The following is a 23593-nucleotide window of genomic DNA, read 5'->3' on the forward strand; positions in this document are numbered from 1 at the left end:
TAAATTCCATTATCTAAAAAAGGCCGTGTGCCTTTCTCCAATCGGAAGAAAAAAGAACACACGACCTTTGTCATCATCGTAACTATGATCGTTATTATGCTTGAAGATAATATGTGTAGAGGACTTGCGTACCTTTCTCATCGAATCCATTCTGGGCAATCTCTTGGTACAGCGACTCTGCCAGTGCTAACCCTGGTGTCTTCATGCCCATGGCTTTCGCCGATTCTAAGGCAATTCCCATGTCTTTAATAAAATGTTTCACATAGAATCCTGGCTCGAAATCACCAGCGATCATCCGCGGTCCGAGATTACTAAGCGACCAACTGCCGGCTGCACCGGTGGCAATGCTCTTCAGCACACTCTCCGCGTCCAATCCCGAAGTCTTCGCGTAGGCGAGTGCTTCGCATACACCCATCATGCCGGAAGCAATCGCAATCTGGTTGCACATTTTAGTATGTTGACCAGCTCCGGCTTTGCCTTGCAATACGATATTTGTACCCATCTGCTCAAACAGAGGACGAACAGCCTCGAATGCCTCTGAAGATCCACCAACCATAATGGAGAGCTTACCATCACGAGCGCCAATGTCGCCGCCTGATACAGGTGCATCCAGAGCATGCAGCCCTTTCGCCTCAGCCGCTTCATAGATCCGAGCAGCCAGCAATGGGCTAGATGTAGTCATATCGATCAAGTACGAGCCCAGTTTGGCATTCGCCACTAATCCGTCCTCGCCAAGATAGATTTCTTCCACGTCTTTCGGATAGCCAACCATGGTGATAACTACATCACAGGCAGCAGCGAGTTTGGCAGGTGAATCATGCCATACCGCACCTTCCTTTACCAAAGCTTCTGCTTTGGCTGCCGTTCGGGTATAGACATGTAACGGATAGCCTGCTTGCTGGATATGCCCTGCCATGCTTTTGCCCATCACACCTGTTCCAATAAAGCCAACATGTACTTCTCCTGGTACCTTAGATCGTGCCATCGTAGGTTTCCTCCCTTAACGATCTCTATTTCTTCTAGTGCTATCTCAAGGATAGTGATACGTTTAATGTTAATCCTTTCCGACGGGTTCGTCCATCTCGATTGCAGCTTTCTATGAAAAATCCTAAAAAATAACCATTTATATAGATGGAGCTATAACGTTGACAACGACGTGCCGATGATTCAGCTCCGAGCGATAGCTCGCTTGAATCTTCTTAGATGCGCCCTAAATCTCGGCATCTCCATACGTATAGATTGTAGCTCCATTTTCATTTAATCCAACCATGTTTAACTTCAATTCTGTTAAGGGTTCTGTAAGGATAACGTACCAGAGCCTGTCCTCGTTCGCTAAAGGGGCAATGTTCGCTTCAATTGGAGCTGAGGCAGAGGCTGTATCATAGCTTAGTTTCAACTGAGTGATGCTCGGATCGTGAATGGTTCCATACAGGATGGTGTTATAGTCCTTATCCGACCACTGTAATGCCGAGATATGGGTATTTACCCTTTCGCTAGGGTCGTCATAGAGAGAACCTCCAGTTAACCTTAACTCAGAGGACCATCGTTTCTGTTGTGCAAAAGCAAGGGAAAGTCCCTCTGTAGCATAGTTATCATAAAAAACGAGTTGAGTTCTGGAATCAATATCTGCCACAACCTTCACTTGTTCCGGCTGAATGTTATATTCGTTAAGCATGGTATGCAAATCTCTGGAAAAACCATATGTATTCGGTAGTAGCAATAGCATTGCAACAAATAGCGCGGCAACGAACAAACCTATTCGTATTCCACGTTTCTTTCTATTTTGAGGCATATTCATGTGCTTCTCCCCTTGTTAACCCAAAAAATTTAGATACTTTCCAAATCTGTCGACTGTGAAGAATGCAATAATCCACAATAGAGGCAGTTGCATCATCCAGTAAGGAAAGATATACCGTTCCGACCGATATGAAGCCCATCCTCCGATGATTGCTGCGATCACACTAATTGGATATGACATTAAAATCTTGAACAGCAAGTCCGATGCAACTTGAAATTCTAGTGACGTTGGCGCAGCGAAAGACATTCCCATGGCAAATGCAACGAGCGGCCATGCTAGCAACGTCACACCGTATAAGAAGGTAAATACGACGATATACGTATGACTCGTTTCTTTGTTATTCAAAACTTGTTTCTTCAATTGTAGTCCTCCTCAGATGTATGCTCTATATAGTAGCGGCTAACCTACCCTGGTCATTTGGAATAATACAGCATCACCCGCATTCGTGTTGTGAGAATAAGCAACTGAGGCAAAAAAACGACGCACAGATAGATAACAAGAATGATCCACACATGTGCGGCAAAATTGGCAGCAGTGGCAGATGGATCTGGACGCGCGACCAATAACCACCAGCATGGAATGGCAACGAACCAGGTCAGCCCTGTCGAGATAAGCATTTCCTTCACACCTGCCCATGCCATACAAAACAGAATAAGTATAAGTATGGTCATAAACCAGGAGTTCATTGGCGATCCCCAAGTCATAACGCTATACCAAAAAATCGGATACAGAATCGTAATCGCCCATTTCCAGATCGGCTTCGTATATATGTTCATGATGTCTCCTTGGCTCTCTCTAATAAAAGTAAAATAAAAAGGCATTATTTTCATTCTTATAGCTCATACTACCTTCAGGAAAATGTTGAAGGAGTGACAATATGCGTTTAAAAAGCATCGTTGCCGTTGGAGCAGTTCTCGCCTGCTCATCTCTGTTATGGGGATGCGGGAACGGAAATACGAATCATACCGCCGAGACCAATGACACCGTTCAATCTCAAGGCTTCGGTGATCCCAAGCGTCTAGAAGCCTCTCACCTAGAAGCCCTCGAGCGGATGGAAAAAGATCACATTCATCGCATGGTATCCCTTAGTGCAAGTACCGATGGTGATAAGGTGATGACTACACTTGAGCGCTCCAGTCAGAAACTGGAGGAGATGAGACCCCTTGCTGAGATGCTTCAATATGGCGGACATCCGGCACTTTTACAACGAATTCAAGAGATGTCGATTGACATTCAAGGCTCCAAATCCGTGGTAACTCAGATGAAAGACCATCCTAGTGATGGGAAGATCAAGCTGCAATCCGCTTCCAAATCAGATGCCTTGCATCACATCGGCAGCTTCCGTGAATATCACCAATATATGCAAAAGTATATCCAGACTCAAGATCAAGACCGTAGCCAAGAATCAAATTAACCTATTTCCATAGAGGATAGCGAGCCACTCGGTATCAGTGCAATCGTTAGCTCGGAAAGCTTCTTTCCCTGCTACCGGTTGCTCTTTTAATAACGACATCATTCTACCCATAGCGATAACCATATAAAAATGCAAAACAATACAATAGGAGTAAGTGCTCCAGTCGTAATCATAATTCCCAGTTGCGCAGGTCTCAGATTGGAGAAAGGATGATTGTCCATGTTCAGAATTTTCTTCCGCCATCTGGCGTTCCGGAGCTGTTTGATCATACGATTCAACATCTTTCTCCGTTGCTCTTGCCCCTCAGCCTCTTCCACCAGAGCCCTTAGCTCGTTGTACATTCGTTCCTCTTCCTGATCCCATGAAGTGCTTGTACCCATTCTGCGTTTTCTCCCCTCGTATTGAAAATAAACACAAAATTAGCCAACCTTATATAACACGATGATGCCATCTATTCATATCTACTCACAGACCCTACTTCATCAACACTTTCAAAGTGAGGAAGTTTGCTTTTTTTTCTACATACTTACCTGCACTTAAGTAGATAGCATCTCAAGCAAATGGCTCCCTGCCCACAGTAAATAACCTGCTTGCGCCACAACAACCAGCAACGACTCCCTTTTTGTTAACGCTCTTTCTCTTCTGACCTTACGAAGATGCATCAAGTAAAACGCGTTACCCACTAGCAACAAAAGGATTCCGATCATATTCATGTTTTGCAGAATCGGTGTCGTAATAGACAAGAAACTCACTCTCCTTATCACAATGTAAAATGGATGCGATATGCTGAACGCTGTGTATATGCTTTCTATTTTAAGCTGCAATTGCCTAAATCCTTTGAAAGGAAAGTTTACCTTTTTTACTCAGATCTCACAACCTAAAATTGGAAAATATACTCTTGCAGATTAGGCATAAGTAAGGGACTCAACAGAATCCCACTCATACGAAAAAAGCCCGGACACATTGTCCAGGCTCCTCTTCGATAGCATTTATTTGGATTGCTCTCGTTCAACAATCATCTTCGCAAAAGTATCCATTAACCCGTAGTCACCAACCATAGACATACTAATGGCCCTAATGTCAAACATGCTGTAATGAAGCAAATTTGCATTGCTACGATACGTTCTTCTAGTTTTTGTTTGGAGAAAAACATCCATAACGAAAGAAAACAGGCTGCTAATGGTAAGGATATAATTCCTGTGAATGTATCCGGCTGAATGATGGTATGGATAATAGATCCACCAATAAAAATTAATACGATGAGTTCAAGAACAGATAATATAACAAATGCTGATGCAATTTTTTTCTTCATCATAAGAGTCTTCTTTCACTCAACTCCTTCATTGGTATTTGTTTACTATTCAAGCCTAGCACACTTATGAACCTAATAAAACCAGCTGTACATGAAGCTCAGACTTTCCATGCATGTGAAATTTTGCTCCATCTGGTTCAATTACTTTCCCATGAATCGGTGTTTACTGAGTTAAAAAGTTGACGTATATTATTAAGTATTCATTTCACATACCGTTGTACCAAAAGCGTTATTGGATAAAAAAATCAAGTAATTTCCAGCAAGGAGTAGTAGATATGCTTGATCATAAAAGACGGTCACCTCTAAACGTGTTCCTAACGTTAAGTTTAATCATTGTGTTATTATCAGCTTGCATGCCCAGCGAGCAAAAAGAAATTGTTGAAAAAGCTGAGATGGCGAGCCTAACCTATTTTAAAGAAACCTATGGAATTGATGTTGAGTTTACAGGCCACCGATTCATTCCGTCTGACTTGTCCCATACGGTATCACTAACGGGGCATGTTAAAGGGAATACATCTCAAGAAATATTTGCAATGGTCGACTATGATACGTATGAAGTCAAAACAGGCTCAGTACCTGATGATATCCAACCTCTTAACTCGATGTATGAGGACTAAATCCACTATATTTGCCTACACAAAAAAGCAGCGTACACGCCAAACATCATGTTCAGGTGTATCGCTGCTTTTATATTAATGATGTATGCTCTCTTAAGCCTTGTTCAGTTCCGCATTCAGGCAGATGGAACCATGCTGACGTACGTTAACCACGATTACTGGTGTATCCAGCATACCGCGCATCCAGTTCATGTATTCTTCTGCTTTCTCGTTTGGTACAATCGCCAGAATTACGCCAGCGAATCCACCGCCGTGTACACGACATGCGCCATCGCCGAGCTTGCTGAGGTAGTTCTCTGTCAGCGCGAGAGCCACCGAAATTTCCTGTGCACGGGAAGCTCCGCTCTGATATACGTTCTGGAGCCATTTCCATGATGAGTTACCGGATGCCGTAATCAGAGACAGGAAATCAGCAAAACGCCCATCACGCAGTGCCTGCACCTGTCCATCTACACGCTGGTTCTCGGACAAGAAATGAAGTGCACGCAGCACCGCACGATCTCCAGCCGCTTCGCGGATCGCTGGCAGCTTCGCATAAATATCTTCTTCCGTAATTTCACGAACATACTCCTTACCAAGCGCCTGTGCGACTGCTTTCATCTCGTTCGGTACCGAAGCATAGTCTTCAGTCAGATCCGCATGGTTACCACCTGTATTCACGATGACCAAGGAATATCCGTTTTCTTGGAAATTCCATTCCACAGGCTCAATCACAGGTTCAGCCGGATTGGCAAAATCGATGGAGATCAATCCGCCGTAAGCACAAGCCATCTGATCCAGAAGACCGGACGGTTTATTCCAGAAGTGATTTTCCGCATATTGTCCAATCTTCGCCAACGTCACCACATCCAGCTTACCATCATTGTAGAAATGGTTCAGGATCGCGCTAATCAGCATCTCAAAGGATGCAGAAGAGCTCACGCCAGAAGCCGCAAATACGTTACTGGAGATGTCTGCCTTGAATCCACCGATGTTGTGTCCCAATTCCACGAGTCCAGCAGCGATACCACGGATCAGTCCAGTTGTACCGTCATCCTCTGTATTTGGCTTCAAGTTGGCGAGATCGATAACATACTGTTTGTCGTATCCCTCGGAATAAAACGTAATCACATTATCGTCTGTCGGTACAGCTACCGCGATGGTGTCAAGCGTGATGCTACCCGCCAAAACTTTACCATGGTTATGATCTGTATGGTTACCACCAATCTCGCTGCGCCCCGGGGAGCTGAACAATTGAACTTGCTCCTGCTCACCAAAGTGCTCACGGAATGAAGCATTCAACTTCTCGTAACGCGCACCCTGCTCTTCGACATGCTGTGGCCCGTACATTTGCGCGAGCAATGCCTGTCCCTGTTTTGATTGAATGAGTTCTGTTACCTGTGTGGTCATCTCTATTCCTCCCATTTCATATGTAAGCGGTCTAGTAACCGCTATCTCTGATATAGCCTAAATGTCTTCATTGATTTAGCCTTCCCCATTATCTCAGCTTCCGAGTCGAAAAGGTAGGGCAGAATTGAAATTTTGTAAGCGTTTTTTGAAAGCAGTATTTTCTAATTGGATCTCCACCCGCTTTACTTTACGATCTGTAGAGGATAACCATTGCTGTAAAGCATCCCAATCACTCGCGCTAATCTCGGCTGTCTTCAAACTAAATCTGCTCTCATCTAGCCATTGATACGATAATATCGGCCAAGTTGGGTTCAACATGTATTCATTCTCAAGAGAATCCGATGCATAAGGAATGACTTGCATAGAATTTAGATCTACTGCCACAATAATCTGTCTTTTTACACTACCACCCTCATCGTACGCATAACGCAGTAACAGCCGGTTTTGATCAGGAGATTGTTTATAATCTTGAAATGTACCATAAGGCATGATCATGCTTCGGCTCTGTATCCCATTTGTCTCCAGCAAAAGGGTAGCACATGCTTTAGTTCCACAGCCATACTGCAACAGAGCGTGGGTCAAATCAGAGGAATCTGACTGGATCTTCACGAACTGAGTACGTTCAATCTCCAACGCCACATTCTCTGATTCGGTCAGGTAGTCCCGATATGTAGGAATATCTTCGAGCTGCAACATGAGGGTTTCCACCTCTTCATACAACTCGATACGGTCAGGAACAGAGGAAAGTGGTTGCTTATTTCGTTGTGTATGTAGCTCGGATAGAGAAGTTTCATTCAACCTCCCACGCTCATTCGCTGGAGAATTATTAACCTCGACAAAAGTGAGTAGTATAGTCATACCAATGGATAAAAGAACTAAATGCAGTATACGTTTACTCATAAGGTTAGCTCACCACCTTCTATTTTTGACGAGCTTATATAAGACAACTACATCTCAAATATACAATTTATGGTTTCGATTCAGTTCGAGATGAATTATACTACAAGGATATCCATTTTTGGTGACAATCCACTCTCTAATCTTAAGATCGTTTACGTCATATTAGGAGGTCATTCAACGAAATGATGAAAACAAGCAAAACTACTCCAAAGGCAGTTTCCTTCTTAGCTCTGGTCTATCTCATTCTAATGGCGTTCGTCTACGGTGCATATATCTGGATTGAACAGTACCGCCTAGATCAATCTCAGTACTGGCTCGCCTCTAGGCAACTATCTAATGAAGATGTGATCCCCATTCAACTTGTAGGTACTTGGTCAACGACGACCGAAGTGGTATTCTACGCTCTATTCGGTTGTGCATTCATTTTTGGTGTATACCGCTCTTGGCGATTGGGTTCGACGCTAAAGTCTTTCCTTATTTGGAACACCGTACTAATCGCCACTATTGGAGTTGCCGGTTATATCGTATCTCGATTCTCCGCCATGGCGATTGGTAATCTGTTGCAGCCCCTTCTATTACCAGCGAGTGTACTCGCCGCACTATTCTTGTATCAAGTATGGGTCAGTATGCGATCAAGCCGTAATCGTACCATGCGCGGTAAACTGGAATAGGTTAGAAGCCTTTGATTATGAACTCCGGAATCGTGGAGTGGATCAGAGGTTTTTTTGCCATATACGAACATATCCCAACAAGCTAATAATCCATCCTTGACTGTAACGTTACGTCATCCTTGATAATAGGCTCTAGCTTATCCAAAAGGAGAGATGACTAATGCAGATTACCGCTTTGCGTTCAGATCAGATTTATAACACGATAATGGAAGCCACACCTGATAAAAAGTTAGAGCTGTACCGGCAACTTATGATGGAGCCTTTTATGAACAAATGGAACATTCAGCAGATCCCATTTCGCGCGAGTGAGCCACACGAGTTTGATGTTATTATGATGAATAATTTCATGAATATCTCCCCTGAGGATATAACCGCTGAGATCTGCGAGCCGTTAGCAGCGATTTCGTCTGAAGCGTTTTGGCAAAAGTGTCATGAAGCCGTTACTAGAAGTCTATCTACCTTTAGGGAGAGCGGGATTACGTTATCTGTCTCCGAATATCTATACACGATTTTATTAGGTGACAAGAATAGTCCTTCACTTACGATGAACGAAGGAATTAGCGGAGATGGTGGCATTCCGGGGTATATTATTGCGAACCTCATCCCCAATAGCTATACTCTACCTCGAATCCAATCTGTGTTAGCTCACGAATGCAATCATAACGTAAGATATCAATATATCCAGTGGGACCCACAGATTACGCTGGGAGAAATGATTGTTAGTGAGGGGCTTGCTGAAAACTTTGCTACATTCTTATATGGAGAAGAATTATTGGGACCTTGGGTGACCAAAACAAACGTGGAAACATTGAATTCCATCATTAAACCCATCATGAAGGATCAACTTCAAGTGACTGGATTCGACCAGATTAATCCGTATCTATATGGCGATGAACTGGCGAAATTGCAAAATTTCGTTCCCGTAGGAATGCCCTATGCTGCTGGCTATGCCTGCGGCTATCACTTGATCCAATATTATCTGAACCAAACAGGCTCATCCATTATGGAAGCCACCATCACTCCGGCAAGTACTATTCTTGCTGAAACAAAGGACTTTTGGAATGAAGACACCCTATTTCACCATTAAAGACATTATACAGATCACCGGCATAACCAAGCGCGCATTGCATTACTATGACAAAACAGATCTGTTGAAACCGAGTAAAATCGAATCCAATGGCTATCGGTTATATGATCAGGAAGCACTGGGGAATCTGCAAACGATTCTTCTGTTCAAAGAAATGAATTTCTCATTGAAAGATATTGCAACGATGATGAAATTATCCAAAGATGAACAAAAGGAAATTTTAAAAGAACATCGCGGTACACTCGTGCAACGAAAACAAAAGCTACAAACGATCATTGACCAGTTGGACGAATATGTGAATGGAACGGATATCTCTCAGCTTCAACTGTTTGACGATTCTCCCATCATGACCATTCAAGAACAGTATGAATCTGAGGCGAAGTTCGTCTACGGGGACACCTCTAAATATCAGGAATTTGAAACTAATATGAACAGACTATCCGCTCAAGACCAGCAAAAAGCCTACCAACAGTTCTCTGTTAACATGGAGACCGTATTTCATGAATTGGCCAAACAACAGGATCGCTCTCCCGCTTCTACGGAGGTGCAACAACTGATAGATCAATGGAAAAAGCAGCTTGAATCCTTTATGGTCTGTGATCCTGAGATTCTGGTCTGTATCGCAGAGACTTATACGACAGATCGCCGATATGCCCTATATTTTGAGCAGTTTGGCGACGCGTATTTTTCAAGGTTTTTGTACCAGGCTATTCTGGTTTATGTGCAAGGAGAAGGCACAGATATAAGTAAAGGTAAAGATAGGGATACAGCTACAAATATAGATACAGGTTCATGCTCAGGTTCAAGTGTAAGAGCACATCCTACTAAGGAGTAGGCCTTAAATATTACACATGCTACATCATGCCTCATGTAACTATTAAGTTCCCTTAATGTAACGACAAAAGACCTTTAAGACTTGCTTTCCTGTAAGGGATCGCAGATCGTTAAAGGTCTTTCTATCTTAGTATAAGAAGTAAATAGTACAGGCGCTAATTTTATTGAATCGAAGACACCTGTGCCGAGATCGAAACGTTGCCCTCGTTCACCACGACTTCATTGAAGAAAGGTTCGAAGAACGAAGCTGGCACATACATCGTACCCTTCTTGGTCTGTGCAGGAACTGGTAGCTCCATATCCTGACTCAAGTTGATGATTTTCAGCTTGCCTGTAAACTTCACTTGGGTACTGCCGTTCTTCACCAGGGCTGACTGTATGCTGTCTTCGACAGATACGGCCTTTTCTGCAGCCACCCAGCTGACTTTGTAGCCCAGTGCTTCCGCCGTAGCACGTAAGGGCACCAAGACGGTTCCTTTTTGCTCGAAAGGCATCAGCTCAGACTTACTCACTTGCATCGGTTTTCCATTAACGGTTAACGTATACGTTGGAGCCGCTGCGCTCACTTTGCCTGCCGAAGCATATAAAGCCCCTGCCACCGTGACTACGCACAGCGCAGCGATGAACATAACCACCTTTTTCATTGGCTAAAGAATATTTACACTAGCCACTTCAATAACAGAACGGGGCTCATTACAATCAATCATATGCAATCCAAACTTCCTCGTTATTTGATTTGGCATTCATCAATATTTCAATAAAATGTTTAAGTATCTCCTGAGTCTCATCATAGAATTCGGCTTTATTAACCAGCTCTAGTTGCTCTAGTGCCGCATCAATATCAGGAATGACCCACGGACTATTCTCGTACCATCCTTCGTGCAAATGATAATAATACGCTAAGGCTGTCCAATGATTAGAATCCGCTTTAATCCCCATCATTATATTATCAAAATAACCTTCCCAAATTCGTAAAGTTACGCTGCCTTCATTTTTGGAACTGTAACTGATCTGTATCTCCGGTTCACCTTCGTAGCCCTTATAGAAATCTATGATCTTATTACTCAATTTCCATTCCCCCCTCATGGTGCAGGCCAATGCCCGTCATCCAGTACTTTCACTTGTTCCGGAGTCGAAGTCCCTTGAGTCCTAGCCCTGATTGCCGCTTGCCATTCATACTTTGAAATCCATTGATTCGGGCCTATTAGAATATGAGATGTTTTTTGCTGTCCAGTAGTGTTCCCTGGTGTGAGTCTTTCAACTACCCAAGTATTTCCTTGTTCAATAGGCGCATTAGGTGTCCGAGTGTGCCAACGTGATTCATACTTATAAAAACCGTCAGACCAATTAAACGAGATTTGTTCATACCCTACTTTAGACCTTGCTTTAATTGTCGCATCTGATGGAATACTTATTGGAGAAGATCTAGCTAGGTTCTTAAACATTCTCTCTTTTCGATTTTGAGTTATCCATTCTTGGCGTGTAGTACTTCTTTCACCGGGCTCCGCCGTATAACCTTTATTTTTGAATTGGTTGTTAGTTCTTATTACATTCAATTTATTCGTCTTAGACGTCGAAAGTTTCAATCCACTATTTGGAACCTTATACCCTCTATTATACACTCCTGTGAAAGCTATCGCGATTTTGCTGAATTGCAGACCTGCGATAGAAATTGCTGCCTGCCATGCAGGTACGGGCTCTCCTGTTGTGGGATGATAACCTGCCTTAAATGCATTTGACTGTTCATCAAGATAATCCCCACCACTAGACTCTGGTTGTTTCGGGCCACCCTTCATTTCCTCATAGGAGCCACCATTCTCCCAGTACTCAATAAATTCCTTTTGTCCTGGCATTCCATCTTCCGCTTCACTGGCAGGCATGTAAGCTCCAAACAAAGAATTCCAAACCATCCTTCGTTGCTCTTCTGGATTCCCTGTACCCTGGTTCATATTTAGATTTGTAGCAATCTGTCCAGCAATTGCTCCCAAGCTCACTTGTTTTTGGTCTGCCTGTTGAAACCTCTCGGCAATGGTGCTGAGGTTCTGAGAGGACTTTACCATACCTTCCAGTGCTCGATCCAATACAAGTCGGGACTGCTGAAAATCATAAAAAAACCGTTCCTGTGTTGCTCCCGACCACCGAGACTCAATGAACCCAATTCGTGCAGTTAGGTCATTGCGGATACTTTCTAACTGCTGCCTACCCTGCTCAATCTGTTTAGATACATGCAGTAGTTGCTCTGGTGTTACTTAAATTGTACTCATATCATTCTCCGCCATCAAAATAGGATTTCACTATGTTAGCAGAAGTTTATACTGTATACATCAGCCCATGTTCCTGAATTTTCGTTCCTGCAAAAAACTTTATTACATCACATATAATTCTCTGGTCCCATCCCTATTCAATGAGCCACACATCAGAAAAAACAAGTTTTAAAACACAATTTTATCGCAAATCGGGTGGATCATACTTCAATCGGTTGTTTAGCCCCTCTATTATTTCTTCCGTTCGTTGTAGAAGCTTCTCAATGTTTCTTGGCTTTAATGACTGATTCTGCGGACACTCCTCTAATGAGGACATATGTTGCATCGTACCGATAAATAATGCGACCATTTATGTTGATTTATGGATGTGGAACTAGTTATAAATAACATTACAGCTAAAAGATCAAGTCCATGTTAGGCTCGTGCAACGATTAAGATCGTTCCTACAACGATAAAAGACCTTTAAGGCTCGCTTCCCTGTGAGGGATCGCAGATCGTTAAAGGTCTTTCTATGCATGGCATATGTAGTGAAGGCGCTAATTTTATTGAATCGACGACATCTGAGCCGAGATCGAAACGTTGCCTTCTTTCACCACAACTTCATTGAAGAAAGGTTCGAAGAACGAAGCTGGTACATACATCGTGCCCTTCTTGGTCTGTGCAGGAACTGGCAGCTCCATATCCTGACTCAAGTTGATGATTTTCAGCTTACCTGTAAACTTCACTTGGGTACTGCCGTTCTTCACCAGGGCTGACTGTATTCTGTCTTCGACAGATACGGCCTTTTCAGCAGCCACCCAGCTGACTTTGTAGCCCAGGGCTTCTGCCGTAGCGCGTAATGGCACCAAAACTGTTCCTTTTTGCTCATAAGGCATCAGCTCAGACTTACTGACTTGCATCGGTTTTCCATTTACGGTTAACGTATACGCCGGAGCCGCTGCGCTCACTTTGCCTGCCGAAGCATATAAAGCCCCTGCCACCGTGACTACGCACAGCGCAGCGATGAACATAACCACCTTTTTCATTGGATAACCACCTTTTTCATTGGAGCGTCTTCCTTTCTTATAGTAATTGGATATATTCTTCTTTTCAGACGTCATAAGTGCTGTTAATGTTCCTCAACTATTTAAATTTTACCACAACTTGGTTTCTATGATTTTGGATTAGACTTCATACTTCACTCCCACATTGAATTAATATATAGTCTACCAATAAGGTATATTTACAAAGGAGAATTATAGATTGTTTAATTACATACGAATGATCATTTTAATCTCTTCCGCTGTTTGCTCACTAACCGGTTGTAATGCATTATTAGATGAGGAAAAAAGAGAATATTTTGAAAAAGCAGTTCCTATTGGACAAAAATACTTCCAAGAACATTATGATGCAGAAATTATATTTACGGACTATGACATTAACTTACCTAACTCTTCTACTATGTTCCTCTATGGTTATGTAAAAAACGATCAAACGATCAATATATCTCTATCATTAGATATTCCATCTATGGAAATACGATCTGCTAAAGGCCCAGAGGATTTTATAAAAAAAATTCAATAAAGGTAATATCCTTTTGCAGTCAAGTTTTTATAGCTATTAGATAATTGGAAAAGAGGTGAGTACTTGATCAAAAGCATTCGTTCAATATTGTTAACTTTCGGAGTTATAGTTATTATAACTGGTTGCAGTAGCCTCTCTAAAGCTGAAAGACAAGAATTATATGAGAAGGCCATTCCTATTGGACAAGAATACTTCAAAAAGTATTACGATGCTGATGTAGAATTTGAAGGTTACGAAATTCATTTACCCATGTCATCTACAATGGTATTGTATGGTCATGTTAAAGGTGATCCCTATACTTCTCTAACTTTGTCTTTTTACCTACCTTCCCTAGAAGTTGAGACAGCTGGGGGACCTGGAGAGTTCATTGATAAACGAAAGAGCGAGGAAGAGGTCTATTCCAAATGAGATGCAAATCCCATTTGTCTATAAGCTATGGAGCTCAAGAAACAAATAAATAGAAACCAGACTACATGTCATTGAACCGTGTGAGTAGTCTGGTGTTCGTTTAGATTATCCTAGTTAGTTTATTCAATTAGATTCTAGATAGGTTTTTTCTATCCTTAGGCTTTTATACTAGAGTTCCCCCGCTCGAAATATGCATGCAATCTGTACAGACAGATTTCTTTCGTCCAACGATATAACAGTGATCGTTCCTCTGCATCCTGCACTTGCAAATTCAGTGAAAACACTCCGTCCACGAAACGAGTCATACTACCCTTCGCCCCGCTCCACATGGACATCGGCATGTCGATAATCAACTTTTCAATCTCAGATGCCGTCTTCTCGCTCCAGTCCCAGAGTTTAAGCTTACCTTTATCCGAAAAGTCTTTGCGTTTCCGATATGCCTTCTCTGTCAGGTATGTATGGAAAAAGCTCGCCATCTCGCTTGGTGTTATTGGCTCCATCCAGTGATTCTCTCCACGTTCCAGCATGTAGAGTAGCACAACCATCTTATAGCTTTTGTTCATGATGGTCTTCTCCACATCTCGCAGCCATGCTTCCTGACGAATATAAACTTCGCTCTCATACGGCGACAGTAACTCTGCCCAGTATAGAAAACCTACATACGCTCCAAAGTCGCTTCGATACCCAATGCTTTTGGAACGTCCCAGCAAATTTTCTTTCGTCCAACGATACAACAGTGATCGTTTTTCTGCATCCTACACTTGTAACGGAGTTATTGTTTTGCATGATACAGTATGACATTATCAAAAAGAATCCCCTTCATTATCTCAAATTAATCATCAGCCGAGCAAATGTTTTAATTCACCTAATACTTCTTCTGTCTGTTGGACAAGCTTTTTGACATTATTCATGTTTGTAGACGGACAATTCAGGAAATCTTCAATAGAAGAAAGGTGCTGCATCGTTCCAATAAATATAGCGATATCTAATCCTGATTTGCTGTCTGTATGAACTAGGGGCAGGATTGTATTCATAGTGAGTTCTGTAGGTACATTAACCGAACGGTACTTATGACTGTATAACGCTTTAATCATGGAGTTTAGAGCCCAATTGCAGAGAATTAAGCAAGTTTTCAATTGATCGTGATCATACATAATCTTAGCAAGCTTCATATGATAATGAACAAGTTTATAGTAGTAGCAAACTTGTTCACTATCATGAAATTGACCTATTAAACAATTTGCAAACTCATCATTCTGTCGATTCTTGAAGGAGTAAACGTGATTCATGTTAAACAACTCCTCAATTTTAAGATTCAAATCGATACCACAATGAAATTTCCCGTATATTATTTTACCTTTCGGGAAAGATATACAATAAATATTACTACATAGTAGTTTTTGTTACAAATTACTTATTATCTATCAGTTAATTAGTAATGAGTCTTTCTCTACACTTCTAATTAAAGAGAGGTGTTCATATGTCTGAACTTTTAGAACTAGTGGGCGCGAGAATAAGAGATCTGAGGAAGTCTAGAGATCTGTCTCAAGAAGCATTAGCCGAAAATGCAGGATTCAATCCAAGTTATATTGGTTTTATCGAACGAGCAGAACGAAACATATCATTAAAAAATTTAGAGAGAATTGCTACTGCTTTAGATGTTGGTGTATATGAACTTTTTACATATGTCAAAGAACGTGAAGAACTTTCACATGATGATGAAAATATCTTTAAAATTATTTCCCTTTTGAGAACCCGTGAACCAAAGCATATTTTAATGGTTCTTAATGTCATTCAAGAAATCTTCGACACATATGATAAAAACTAAAATAACGAGGAACATACCGATCCAATCAGGCCGGAATGTTACCTCGTTATTTCATTATCTCTTCATCTTTTGTTCACGTAATTACGTACTTCCTTTACTTTATTATGTAATTTAGACATTGAACATTTGTTCGTCTTACGATAAAATCAATATACATTCTACGTTATTACGTACGTAAAATAGGAGGATGCCTATGAATTTCAGTTATAGTTTTCCAGCAATTCGTGGTATTCAAGCTGGAAGAGAATTTTACACAGTAATGTGCCCACTGAAATTAATACCTAGAATTTTTTTGTTTGATGAAGAAGAAATTCCAGCAGACCACCGTGCACAACGTTTAATGAATAAATCAAGAATCCCAGATATTACAAATTATATTCTCGAGAATCCTGGAGATTATATTTTCTCTTCCTTAACAGCGTCGGTAAATGGCGAATTAATTTTCCAGCCACATTCGGAAGAGTTTAAGGATTTAGGATATTTGAATATTTCTTTAGATGCCCAATTTCTTATCAACGACGGCCAACATAGACGTGCTGCTATCGAAGAAGCTCTGAAAATCTCGCCTGAACTTGGTGATGAGACAATATCTGTAGTGTTCTTTCACGATCTTGGACTGGTGCGCTCCCAGCAAATGTTTTCGGACTTGAACCGTCATGCAGTGAACACCACATCTTCGATCGGAATTTTATATGATCATCGGGATCAATTATCGTTGATTACTAAAAGTCTAATTAATGAAATCCCTTTATTAGAACGGTATACAGATCGTGAAAAAGTTTCTTTATCCAAAAATTCTCCTAAATTGTTTGCATTAAATCATATATTTAATACATTATGTAAGCTTTTAGGGAAACGTAAAGGTGAATTAATCTCTGAACACGAGAAAAAATTTGCTTCTGAGTTCTGGACGCTACTTTCTAATTCTATTTCGGAGTGGCAAGATGTACTTAATAAGCGAACATCTCCAAGAGACCTTCGTATTGGTTCTGTAGTCGCTCATGGTGTATTCCTCGAAGCTATTGGTATAGTCGGTCACTACCTTTATCGTTATCATGCTGATGAATGGGAGTTGTACGTAAAAAAACTATATAAAATCGACTGGAGTCGCGATAATAAAGCGGATTGGTTAGGGCGCGCTTATGGACAAACTGGGCGTATTAACAAGAACAATGAGACCATTCAATTGACTGCAAATCTCATAAAATTCAAACTAGGGCTCCCCTTAACAGAAGCCGAGCAGAAAATTGAAAATAAAATAAAAGAAGGTACATCTACTGATGTTTAATATATTTGATACAGGAACAAAGTTTATAGAAGCCAAAGAACTTGTTAAAGAGGTCTACCTAGCTGATGAGCGCCCGTGGGTCGTAGGATTCAGTGGAGGAAAAGACTCAACAGCAGTTGTACAACTGGTTTTTCAAGCCTTGACCGAGTTGGAACCTTCTCTTCTGAAGAAAAAAGTATATGTTATTTCATCAGATACGCAAGTAGAAACTCCTTTAATTATAGACAAAATCACGAGGACTCTTGGACGAATACAAAACAAAGCACTTGCAATAGGTTTACCCATTGAAACACACAAAGTACGTCCCAAAGTTGAGCAAACATTCTGGGCCTCTATTATAGGAAAAGGTTATCCTACTCCTCGTCAAAAGTTCAGATGGTGTACAGATCGCTTGAAAATTGAACCTGCGAACCGTTTCATTCTGGATAAGGTAGATCAATTTGGTGAAGTGGTTATGCTACTAGGAGTCCGCGATTCGGAAAGTTCTACAAGAGCAGGAGTAATGCAATCTCATACTATAGAAGGTTCAAATTTAATGCGTCACTCTACTCTTCGTAATGCATTTGTTTTTGCACCGATTCGATCCTACACTCTTGATGATGTATGGGAATTTTTATTGCAAAACGAATCACCGTGGGGCGATGATAATAATGAACTACTTCAACTATATCAAGATTCAAGTAGTGAATGCCCTCTTATAGTAGATAAAGAGGTTAAAGAAAGTGCCGGTTCTTGTGGAAATAGCCGTTTTGGCTGCTGGACTTGTACAGTTGTTAATGAGGATAAAGCTTTAAGTGGATTCATTAACAATGGTGTAGACTGGTTACGGCCTTTATATGATTTCAGAAACTTCCTTGTTCAAATCAGAGAAGACCGTACAAAAAGACAAAAACACCGGATGAATGGCGAAGTCTATTTGACCAACAATTTAGGCGGTATTGATCCTGAAGATTTGAGTAATCCAAGAATCTACAAATCTCAAATCAAACAATATATTGAAGAAAATAAAATTGATCTTGCATCAGTTGAAGAATTAGACATTTTAATCTTTGACGATGAAAATGAAGATGCTCCTCCTAAGCGCTTCGGTGTTGGTCCTTTCACAATGAAAGCACGGGAAAAAATCCTTCGAAAATTATTGCAAACACAGGAAGAAATAAGACGATTGCATGATCCTAATGTTGAATTGATTACATTTGAAGAACTTAAAGCAATCCGAAAATATTGGCATGACGACTTGCAGTGGGAAGATCGACTCCCTCTAATTGTTGAAGAAGAAACTGGTACGTCTTACGACTGGCATCAAAATGATCGTCCTATTTTTAAGGAAGACCAAGTTACTGATCTCGAATCTCTCTGTCAAGAAGAAGGGGTCAATCTTAATCTTCTTAAAGAATTGATATCTGTTGAAAAAGAATACTCTGGTGTAAAAGTAAGAAGAGGTTTATTCCAGGCATTTGATAAAACACTTAGACAAGATTTCTTACATTTATAAAGGTGGATTAATAATCAATGCACATACAAAAACTGGCTCTCCGTAATATTGGGGCTTACCATGGAGAGCTTAATAAATTTGATTTTCGTACAACAGCTAACCGTAATGTGATTCTACTAGGTGGTAAAAATGGTGCTGGTAAAACAACAATATTAGAATCTTTAAGAATCGTTTTATTTGGTTCAATGGCATATGGTTTTGTTACTGAGAACGAACCCTACTATCGGAAAATTAGAACATTACTGAATCGTAAAGCAATTAATGAAAATGAGACTGACGCTTTTCAAATTACTCTAGATTACAGTTCGACTGAAGATTTCGAATTACATGAATATTCATTAGTAAGGAGCTGGCGAATTAAAAACGATCGTATCCGTGAGAGCTTTGCAGTAAAAAGAGATAATCAATTTTTAACTGCTCAACAGACATCTGATTTCCAGAGTCGGTTACGTGAGGAGATGCCTCCGAAATTGTTTGAACTTTGTCTTTTTGATGGTGAGGATATATCGCGTATTGTTTCTGAAGAAAAAATTCCTGAATACTTGAAAGAGTCAGGTAAAATTCTCTTCAATCTTGATCTCTTTGTAAATCTTGAAAAAGATCTGAACACATATCGAATGCAATATGCTCAGCAAAATGCCAGTGCAGCAGAAGAAGTTGCACAATTCGAGAAACTTGAGATTGAAATCGATCAACTCAAAAAAACAATTGAAGAAAAGCAACAGTTCTCAATTCTTTACTCAGAAGAGATCGACAACTTAAACGATACAATTAAACAGGATAAAAATGACTTCGAAGTTCACGGTGGTTTACTTCAAGAGAAAAGACAAGAGATTGTTTCTAGAATCAATGTGATTGAAAACAAACGTAAAACAAATTCAGAACATGTCAGACATTTCGTTTCGTCTCTTCTTCCCTTTTTTATAGCAAGAAAACACCTCAGACAAGTATACCATCAGTTAAATAAAGAAAAACAATATGAATCATACGATTATATTGCGAACTCGCTCGTAGAAGAACAACTAGCTTCTCTTCTTAATAGTGTACTAGAGCCGAGTAAAGAAATTGATGAGAGCGAGGTTACATCTGTATTTGAAGGTATTCTAAATTTAATAAAACCGGATCAAACCCAACTCATTCATCGTGCATCGTTTGAGCAACGTAGTGAGATCCATAATTTGAATAAACAAATACAGGCACTTAATGTGGCCGAATATACCAAACGTTTTGATGAAAATGCTATGTTGTTAAAAGAAGCTCAAGAACTAAGGACTAAATTAGAGACTAATGATCGAGCCAGTGAGTTTAAAGAACTTCTTGGACGAATCGAGCAAAAAACAAAACAAGTTGAACAACACAAGATTCTCATAGAACAACTTGGACTTGAAATTCAAAATCTTTCTGAAAGCTTGCACACTAAGCTCTCTCAAAAAGATAAAGTAGAAGAAAAAATTAGAGAATACCATAAATCAGAAAAATCGTATGAAATGACTGAGAAATTGTTGACAGTTAGTCAGCGCTTTAGAGAACGGCAATGGCGCAAAAAACTCGATGATGTAGCTAATGAAACTGTACGTATGATTGATGTTCTTTTCCGTAAAAAAGATTTCATAAAACGAATTCATATAGACCATATCACTTTTGAATTAAAGCTGTTTAACCTATTGAATCAAGAAATTTCAAAAGAGCGCCTATCTGCTGGCGAAAAAGAAATGCTTATGTTAACGGTCATACTAGCAATGTTTAGAGTATCTGGTTGGAAATTACCTTTTGTGTTCGATACCTTAATGGGTAGACTTGACCAGGATCACAAAAAGTCACTTATTCAACATTTCATCCCTCGTTGCGGAGAACAAGTTCTTATGTTTACAACAGATTCCGAAATAACCTCCGAACAGTTTCCCGTGATTGAAGAGATTACGAACCGCTGTTACACCTTAGAATACGATGCATCTCAAGAAAGTGCAGTAATCGTAAAAGACCGCTACTTTGATATCACTAGAGAGGCGGTAAAGTAAAATTATGAATTTCACTTTAAAAACATCAAAATACGCTAAAGAAATCCTTACGCAACTCCATGCTTCTACTGGAATCACGCCTAATATCCTGATTCGGTATGCTGTTGCATTATCGCTAAGAAATACTGCTCAAATTGTGCCTATCACAAAAGATTTTACAGATGGATTAGTTTTGAACCGTAGCACCGTTACAGGAGAATATGACTATGCCTTTCGTGCAATGATTACACAGGCTGCAGGCTGCGAATTAACAGATGAAGAGTTTTTCCCTTCCTATTTTAATGCTCACTTGGAACGTGGGATACGAACATTAGCTTCAGAGTATAAAGCCGCAGGAAATTATGAGAAATTCATTCGCAATTTGTTATCTTAACGAAAGTAGTGATCTTAATGCTATATCTGGACAATAGTGCTACAACAAAGATCCACCCTGAGGTTTTGGAAGCAATGCTCCCTTATCTTCAAGAGGAATTTGGTAATCCCTCCAGCAAGTTTTACTCCTTGGCGGAGAATGCTAAAAAAGCGGTAGCTACTGCAAGAGAACAAGTTGCTCAACTTTTAGGGTGTGACCCAGACGAGGTTGTATTCACAAGTGGAGCTACTGAAAGTAACAATATGATTATTAAGGGTGTAGCTGATTATTACAGTTATAAAGATAATTCTTCTAGGTATCTATTAACCTCTGCTGCGGAGCATCCTTCAGTACTTGAGACAGTAGAGTTTTTGGGTGAACGTGGGTACAAAACGAAATTCCTTGAAGTGGATACTTTTGCAAGAGTTAATGTTCAGAAGATTACTGAAATAGTTACTAAGATCCAGCCTCTGATTACTTCATTTATGTGGGGAAATAATGAGATTGGGTCATTAAATCCGATTAGCGATCTTTCCGAATTTTTCGAAGCTAATAATTTTTTCTTTCATACTGATGCAACTCAGGTTATAGGTAAAGTACCTGTTAATTTGCGGAAGCATAGTGGAATTCGTTTCCTCTCTATGTCAGCACATAAAATAGGCGGCCCCAAAGGAATCGGAGCCGCCATCATACGGAAACAGTCGAAAGAGATTTTCACTCGCCTTACCCCTCTTCTTCACGGGGGAGGACAGGAAAACAACTATCGGAGTGGAACTCTCGCTGTTCACAACATTGTTGGACTAGGCAAAGCTGCCGAGCTAGCTTCACGTAATCTAGAAAAAAACGTTCAGCAATTAACTCAATTGGAGAACTATTTAGTTGATATATTAAAGACTAATCTTGGAGACAAAATCACTTTTAATAGCGACGTAAAAGATAAAATCCCAGGATTAATTAGCCTTCAATTTATCGGTGTAAACAATGAGTTGTTATTAAAAAAACTGTCTAGCTTCATCGCACTTTCTTCCGGATCAGCTTGTAGTTCCAGTAAGCCAAGTCATGTGTTGAGTGCCACCGGAAAAACTTTGGAAGAGATCAGACAGACGATAAGAATTACGTTGAGCACTGATGTAAGTGAAAAAGAGCTCGATTTATTTAGAGAGATTCAGTGAGCTGTAGGATACATATCCTGTTGCAATAGCAGATTATGTATCCTCTCAATTATTAGGCGAGAAAATCGATTTTAAATAGTTATGATGGTCCTCATTTACTGCAACCAAACCTTCGCCAGATTCATTTTCAGTTTTAACATTAAAGTTCTTCTTAAGTTCGTTGACTATTAAACCTAATTCATCTTCATTAATACTTTGAAGAAAAGACTCCTGTTCCTTATTCTCAAATAAAACAGGCAATAAATAAGGGTTGCTTTTATATAATACTTTATTTAATTCCTTTAAGTTTGTATCTGACTCAAATAAAATGTCATAAAAGGTTTGAATATCTGTGTAGTCTGCCTCTAATTTAGAAACATATAAAATCTTCTCATCTATTTTTATTTTTATTTTTATTTCACAATGTACAACATCACTTTCGTATTTACTTATAGTAAATCGAATTCCAGTATTTTCGCCATAATCTTTAATGTTTTCTACCCCTAATAGAGAGTCAATTGTTAATTCGACCAATATTTTCTTATTAATACTTTTTCTTAACCTTTCATATTCACTGTATTCCATTTCTGTCATAAGAAATATATTGTGTGCCCAGTAATTTCTAATTTCATAGATTCGATCCCAGTCATCTACTAAATCAGGCTTTATATGTGAGTATATATCGCTAGAAAATAGGCTTCTATTAGATCCAATAGAATTTTTTAAATTATTAATTTCATTGAATATCTCATTTATAATTTCATTGAATTCAATCTTATTCTTCTTTTTACCCAATTCATCTAGTTTACGATCTAAAGATTCAATCCTTACAATTAGCTCGTTCTTATTTTTACTAATATTCTCTTTTACAAAACTACCGAGATTTTTGAAATTATAATCATCTAATGGATTTGAAAGGAATCTAAAAATATCATCTTTCCTATTATTTTTTCTATCGTGAGTACTTTCATTTGAACCTAAATATTGGTTACCCCAAGTAGGCCCTATTTTTCTTAACATTTTTATCTCTATTAGATTACGGAAACTTCTTTCAAGTTCATAGATTGATTGTGATATACGCTCTAAGTAATTGGCTGTCTGCGAATCAAATAGTACAGTTAAATATGTCCCATTAATACTACCAAGTGTCTCTATAATTTTTTTTTTATTTTTTTCATATTTCTTAGAATTATATTGATAATCA

The 23593-nt window shown here is 39.9% G+C and carries 28 protein-coding genes and 1 pseudogene; 13 read left to right on the forward strand and 16 right to left on the reverse strand.

Annotated elements, in window-relative coordinates; genetic code table 11:
- Window positions 1-94: 94 nt before the first annotated feature.
- From ASD24_RS09030 to ASD24_RS09045, 4 genes are all read right to left on the reverse strand, one after another.
- On the reverse strand, window positions 95-985 hold the full coding sequence (locus ASD24_RS09030) for an NAD(P)-dependent oxidoreductase (protein WP_056694647.1): 891 nt from the start codon (window positions 983-985) through the stop codon (window positions 95-97).
- Window positions 986-1210: 225 nt separating this feature from the next.
- Window positions 1211-1798 (reverse strand): hypothetical protein, encoded by a 588-nt coding sequence (locus ASD24_RS09035; protein WP_056694649.1) that lies wholly within the window; start codon window positions 1796-1798, stop codon window positions 1211-1213.
- 15 nt (window positions 1799-1813) lie between these two features.
- Window positions 1814-2158 carry a hypothetical protein gene (locus ASD24_RS09040; protein ID WP_056694651.1) on the reverse strand — a complete coding sequence of 115 codons (345 nt, stop codon included), beginning with the start codon at window positions 2156-2158 and terminating at the stop codon, window positions 1814-1816.
- A 53-nt stretch (window positions 2159-2211) separates the two neighbouring features.
- On the reverse strand, window positions 2212-2574 hold the full coding sequence (locus ASD24_RS09045) for a hypothetical protein (RefSeq protein ID WP_056694655.1): 363 nt from the start codon (window positions 2572-2574) through the stop codon (window positions 2212-2214).
- 101 nt (window positions 2575-2675) lie between these two features.
- Here ASD24_RS09045 and ASD24_RS09050 point away from each other — a divergent pair, with 101 nt between their 5' ends.
- Entirely contained in the window at window positions 2676-3212 is a 537-nt protein-coding gene (locus ASD24_RS09050; protein ID WP_056694657.1) for a hypothetical protein, read from the forward strand.
- Window positions 3213-3310: 98 nt separating this feature from the next.
- On the opposite strand, the gene ASD24_RS09055 is transcribed toward ASD24_RS09050, so the two are convergent.
- From ASD24_RS09055 to ASD24_RS09065, 3 genes are all read right to left on the reverse strand, one after another.
- On the reverse strand, window positions 3311-3592 hold the full coding sequence (locus ASD24_RS09055; protein WP_056694660.1) for a hypothetical protein: 282 nt from the start codon (window positions 3590-3592) through the stop codon (window positions 3311-3313).
- A gap of 156 nt (window positions 3593-3748) precedes the next feature.
- On the reverse strand, window positions 3749-3955 hold the full coding sequence (locus ASD24_RS09060; RefSeq protein WP_235540477.1) for a hypothetical protein: 207 nt from the start codon (window positions 3953-3955) through the stop codon (window positions 3749-3751).
- A gap of 293 nt (window positions 3956-4248) precedes the next feature.
- Window positions 4249-4527, reverse strand: a complete 279-nt coding sequence (locus ASD24_RS09065) for a hypothetical protein (RefSeq protein WP_162248937.1) — start codon at window positions 4525-4527, stop codon at window positions 4249-4251.
- Window positions 4528-4799: 272 nt separating this feature from the next.
- Between ASD24_RS09065 and ASD24_RS09070 the strand changes: the two genes are divergently transcribed.
- Window positions 4800-5141, forward strand: a complete 342-nt coding sequence (locus ASD24_RS09070; RefSeq protein ID WP_056694663.1) for a hypothetical protein — start codon at window positions 4800-4802, stop codon at window positions 5139-5141.
- Window positions 5142-5234: 93 nt separating this feature from the next.
- Here the strand turns inward: ASD24_RS09070 and ASD24_RS09075 are convergent, their stop codons facing one another.
- Window positions 5235-6530: a galactokinase gene (locus tag ASD24_RS09075; RefSeq protein WP_056694665.1), complete on the reverse strand. Its 1296-nt coding sequence runs from the start codon at window positions 6528-6530 to the stop codon at window positions 5235-5237.
- Between the two features lie 93 nt (window positions 6531-6623).
- Window positions 6624-7430, reverse strand: a complete 807-nt coding sequence (locus ASD24_RS09080; RefSeq protein WP_056694667.1) for a hypothetical protein — start codon at window positions 7428-7430, stop codon at window positions 6624-6626.
- 182 nt (window positions 7431-7612) lie between these two features.
- Between ASD24_RS09080 and ASD24_RS09085 the strand changes: the two genes are divergently transcribed.
- From ASD24_RS09085 to ASD24_RS09095, 3 genes are all read left to right on the forward strand, one after another.
- Window positions 7613-8101 (forward strand): hypothetical protein, encoded by a 489-nt coding sequence (locus ASD24_RS09085; RefSeq protein WP_056694669.1) that lies wholly within the window; start codon window positions 7613-7615, stop codon window positions 8099-8101.
- Between the two features lie 160 nt (window positions 8102-8261).
- Window positions 8262-9188, forward strand: a complete 927-nt coding sequence (locus ASD24_RS09090) for a DUF2268 domain-containing protein (protein WP_056694671.1) — start codon at window positions 8262-8264, stop codon at window positions 9186-9188.
- Complete coding sequence (locus tag ASD24_RS09095) at window positions 9163-10023, forward strand: MerR family transcriptional regulator (protein ID WP_082560343.1); 861 nt, start codon at window positions 9163-9165, stop codon at window positions 10021-10023. Before ASD24_RS09090 ends, ASD24_RS09095 begins: the two co-directional genes overlap by 26 nt.
- 160 nt (window positions 10024-10183) lie before the next feature.
- Here ASD24_RS09095 and ASD24_RS09100 read toward each other — a convergent pair whose 3' ends face one another.
- The 4 genes and pseudogenes from ASD24_RS09100 to ASD24_RS09115 form a co-directional block, all read right to left on the reverse strand.
- Complete coding sequence (locus ASD24_RS09100) at window positions 10184-10666, reverse strand: copper amine oxidase N-terminal domain-containing protein (RefSeq protein ID WP_082560344.1); 483 nt, start codon at window positions 10664-10666, stop codon at window positions 10184-10186.
- Window positions 10667-10721: 55 nt separating this feature from the next.
- The gene (locus ASD24_RS09105; protein WP_056694673.1) at window positions 10722-11090 is read right to left on the reverse strand and encodes a hypothetical protein; all 369 of its coding nucleotides are present in this window, start codon (window positions 11088-11090) and stop codon (window positions 10722-10724) included.
- Window positions 11091-11104: 14 nt separating this feature from the next.
- Window positions 11105-12259, reverse strand: a pseudogene (locus ASD24_RS30960) (WXG100 family type VII secretion target); the annotation flags it as partial.
- Between the two features lie 569 nt (window positions 12260-12828).
- Window positions 12829-13311: a copper amine oxidase N-terminal domain-containing protein gene (locus ASD24_RS09115; RefSeq protein WP_056694674.1), complete on the reverse strand. Its 483-nt coding sequence runs from the start codon at window positions 13309-13311 to the stop codon at window positions 12829-12831.
- 235 nt (window positions 13312-13546) lie between these two features.
- Between ASD24_RS09115 and ASD24_RS09120 the strand changes: the two genes are divergently transcribed.
- Entirely contained in the window at window positions 13547-13849 is a 303-nt protein-coding gene (locus ASD24_RS09120; RefSeq protein WP_156395391.1) for a hypothetical protein, read from the forward strand.
- A 63-nt stretch (window positions 13850-13912) separates the two neighbouring features.
- Window positions 13913-14257 carry a hypothetical protein gene (locus ASD24_RS09125; RefSeq protein ID WP_056694681.1) on the forward strand — a complete coding sequence of 115 codons (345 nt, stop codon included), beginning with the start codon at window positions 13913-13915 and terminating at the stop codon, window positions 14255-14257.
- A gap of 155 nt (window positions 14258-14412) precedes the next feature.
- On the opposite strand, the gene ASD24_RS09130 is transcribed toward ASD24_RS09125, so the two are convergent.
- Both ASD24_RS09130 and ASD24_RS09135 read right to left on the reverse strand, forming a co-directional pair.
- Window positions 14413-14991, reverse strand: a complete 579-nt coding sequence (locus ASD24_RS09130) for a hypothetical protein (protein WP_056694683.1) — start codon at window positions 14989-14991, stop codon at window positions 14413-14415.
- A 105-nt stretch (window positions 14992-15096) separates the two neighbouring features.
- Window positions 15097-15546 (reverse strand): hypothetical protein, encoded by a 450-nt coding sequence (locus ASD24_RS09135; protein WP_056694686.1) that lies wholly within the window; start codon window positions 15544-15546, stop codon window positions 15097-15099.
- Window positions 15547-15737: 191 nt separating this feature from the next.
- Between ASD24_RS09135 and ASD24_RS09140 the strand changes: the two genes are divergently transcribed.
- From ASD24_RS09140 to ASD24_RS09165, 6 genes are all read left to right on the forward strand, one after another.
- Window positions 15738-16085 (forward strand): helix-turn-helix domain-containing protein, encoded by a 348-nt coding sequence (locus tag ASD24_RS09140; RefSeq protein ID WP_056694687.1) that lies wholly within the window; start codon window positions 15738-15740, stop codon window positions 16083-16085.
- Window positions 16086-16278: 193 nt separating this feature from the next.
- The gene (dndB, locus tag ASD24_RS09145) at window positions 16279-17373 is read left to right on the forward strand and encodes a DNA sulfur modification protein DndB (RefSeq protein WP_442952586.1); all 1095 of its coding nucleotides are present in this window, start codon (window positions 16279-16281) and stop codon (window positions 17371-17373) included.
- The gene (gene dndC / locus ASD24_RS09150) at window positions 17366-18868 is read left to right on the forward strand and encodes a DNA phosphorothioation system sulfurtransferase DndC (protein WP_056694692.1); all 1503 of its coding nucleotides are present in this window, start codon (window positions 17366-17368) and stop codon (window positions 18866-18868) included. The genes dndB and dndC overlap by 8 nt, the downstream gene beginning before the upstream one ends.
- A gap of 17 nt (window positions 18869-18885) precedes the next feature.
- Window positions 18886-20886: a DNA sulfur modification protein DndD gene (gene dndD / locus ASD24_RS09155; RefSeq protein ID WP_056694694.1), complete on the forward strand. Its 2001-nt coding sequence runs from the start codon at window positions 18886-18888 to the stop codon at window positions 20884-20886.
- A gap of 4 nt (window positions 20887-20890) precedes the next feature.
- Window positions 20891-21259 carry a DNA sulfur modification protein DndE gene (dndE, locus tag ASD24_RS09160; protein WP_056694696.1) on the forward strand — a complete coding sequence of 123 codons (369 nt, stop codon included), beginning with the start codon at window positions 20891-20893 and terminating at the stop codon, window positions 21257-21259.
- 17 nt (window positions 21260-21276) lie between these two features.
- Window positions 21277-22410, forward strand: a complete 1134-nt coding sequence (locus ASD24_RS09165; RefSeq protein WP_056694698.1) for a cysteine desulfurase family protein — start codon at window positions 21277-21279, stop codon at window positions 22408-22410.
- Between the two features lie 45 nt (window positions 22411-22455).
- Here the strand turns inward: ASD24_RS09165 and ASD24_RS30575 are convergent.
- Window positions 22456-23593, reverse strand: a 1138-nt coding sequence (locus ASD24_RS30575) for a hypothetical protein (protein ID WP_056694701.1), incomplete at its 5' end; no start/stop codon positions are given.

This window comes from Paenibacillus sp. Root52, from assembly GCF_001426865.1.
In the GTDB taxonomy this organism is placed as follows: domain Bacteria; phylum Bacillota; class Bacilli; order Paenibacillales; family Paenibacillaceae; genus Paenibacillus.

What these genes read in the sequence shown, in the direction of transcription:
- ASD24_RS09030 (WP_056694647.1), bottom strand. Translation starts at nt 985, where the DNA reads ATGGCACGATCTAAGGTACCAGGAGAAGTACATGTTGGCTTTATTGGA.
- ASD24_RS09035 (WP_056694649.1), bottom strand. Translation starts at nt 1,798, where the DNA reads ATGAATATGCCTCAAAATAGAAAGAAACGTGGAATACGAATAGGTTTG.
- ASD24_RS09045 (WP_056694655.1), bottom strand. Translation starts at nt 2,574, where the DNA reads ATGAACATATATACGAAGCCGATCTGGAAATGGGCGATTACGATTCTG.
- ASD24_RS09050 (WP_056694657.1), top strand. Translation starts at nt 2,676, where the DNA reads ATGCGTTTAAAAAGCATCGTTGCCGTTGGAGCAGTTCTCGCCTGCTCA.
- ASD24_RS09055 (WP_056694660.1), bottom strand. Translation starts at nt 3,592, where the DNA reads ATGGGTACAAGCACTTCATGGGATCAGGAAGAGGAACGAATGTACAAC.
- ASD24_RS09065 (WP_162248937.1), bottom strand. Translation starts at nt 4,527, where the DNA reads ATGATGAAGAAAAAAATTGCATCAGCATTTGTTATATTATCTGTTCTT.
- ASD24_RS09070 (WP_056694663.1), top strand. Translation starts at nt 4,800, where the DNA reads ATGCTTGATCATAAAAGACGGTCACCTCTAAACGTGTTCCTAACGTTA.
- ASD24_RS09075 (WP_056694665.1), bottom strand. Translation starts at nt 6,530, where the DNA reads ATGACCACACAGGTAACAGAACTCATTCAATCAAAACAGGGACAGGCA.
- ASD24_RS09080 (WP_056694667.1), bottom strand. Translation starts at nt 7,430, where the DNA reads ATGAGTAAACGTATACTGCATTTAGTTCTTTTATCCATTGGTATGACT.
- ASD24_RS09085 (WP_056694669.1), top strand. Translation starts at nt 7,613, where the DNA reads ATGATGAAAACAAGCAAAACTACTCCAAAGGCAGTTTCCTTCTTAGCT.
- ASD24_RS09090 (WP_056694671.1), top strand. Translation starts at nt 8,262, where the DNA reads ATGCAGATTACCGCTTTGCGTTCAGATCAGATTTATAACACGATAATG.
- ASD24_RS09095 (WP_082560343.1), top strand. Translation starts at nt 9,163, where the DNA reads ATGAAGACACCCTATTTCACCATTAAAGACATTATACAGATCACCGGC.
- ASD24_RS09100 (WP_082560344.1), bottom strand. Translation starts at nt 10,666, where the DNA reads ATGAAAAAGGTGGTTATGTTCATCGCTGCGCTGTGCGTAGTCACGGTG.
- ASD24_RS09115 (WP_056694674.1), bottom strand. Translation starts at nt 13,311, where the DNA reads ATGAAAAAGGTGGTTATGTTCATCGCTGCGCTGTGCGTAGTCACGGTG.
- ASD24_RS09120 (WP_156395391.1), top strand. Translation starts at nt 13,547, where the DNA reads ATGATCATTTTAATCTCTTCCGCTGTTTGCTCACTAACCGGTTGTAAT.
- ASD24_RS09135 (WP_056694686.1), bottom strand. Translation starts at nt 15,546, where the DNA reads ATGAATCACGTTTACTCCTTCAAGAATCGACAGAATGATGAGTTTGCA.
- ASD24_RS09140 (WP_056694687.1), top strand. Translation starts at nt 15,738, where the DNA reads ATGTCTGAACTTTTAGAACTAGTGGGCGCGAGAATAAGAGATCTGAGG.
- dndB (WP_442952586.1), top strand. Translation starts at nt 16,279, where the DNA reads ATGAATTTCAGTTATAGTTTTCCAGCAATTCGTGGTATTCAAGCTGGA.
- dndC (WP_056694692.1), top strand. Translation starts at nt 17,366, where the DNA reads ATGTTTAATATATTTGATACAGGAACAAAGTTTATAGAAGCCAAAGAA.
- dndD (WP_056694694.1), top strand. Translation starts at nt 18,886, where the DNA reads ATGCACATACAAAAACTGGCTCTCCGTAATATTGGGGCTTACCATGGA.
- dndE (WP_056694696.1), top strand. Translation starts at nt 20,891, where the DNA reads ATGAATTTCACTTTAAAAACATCAAAATACGCTAAAGAAATCCTTACG.
- ASD24_RS09165 (WP_056694698.1), top strand. Translation starts at nt 21,277, where the DNA reads ATGCTATATCTGGACAATAGTGCTACAACAAAGATCCACCCTGAGGTT.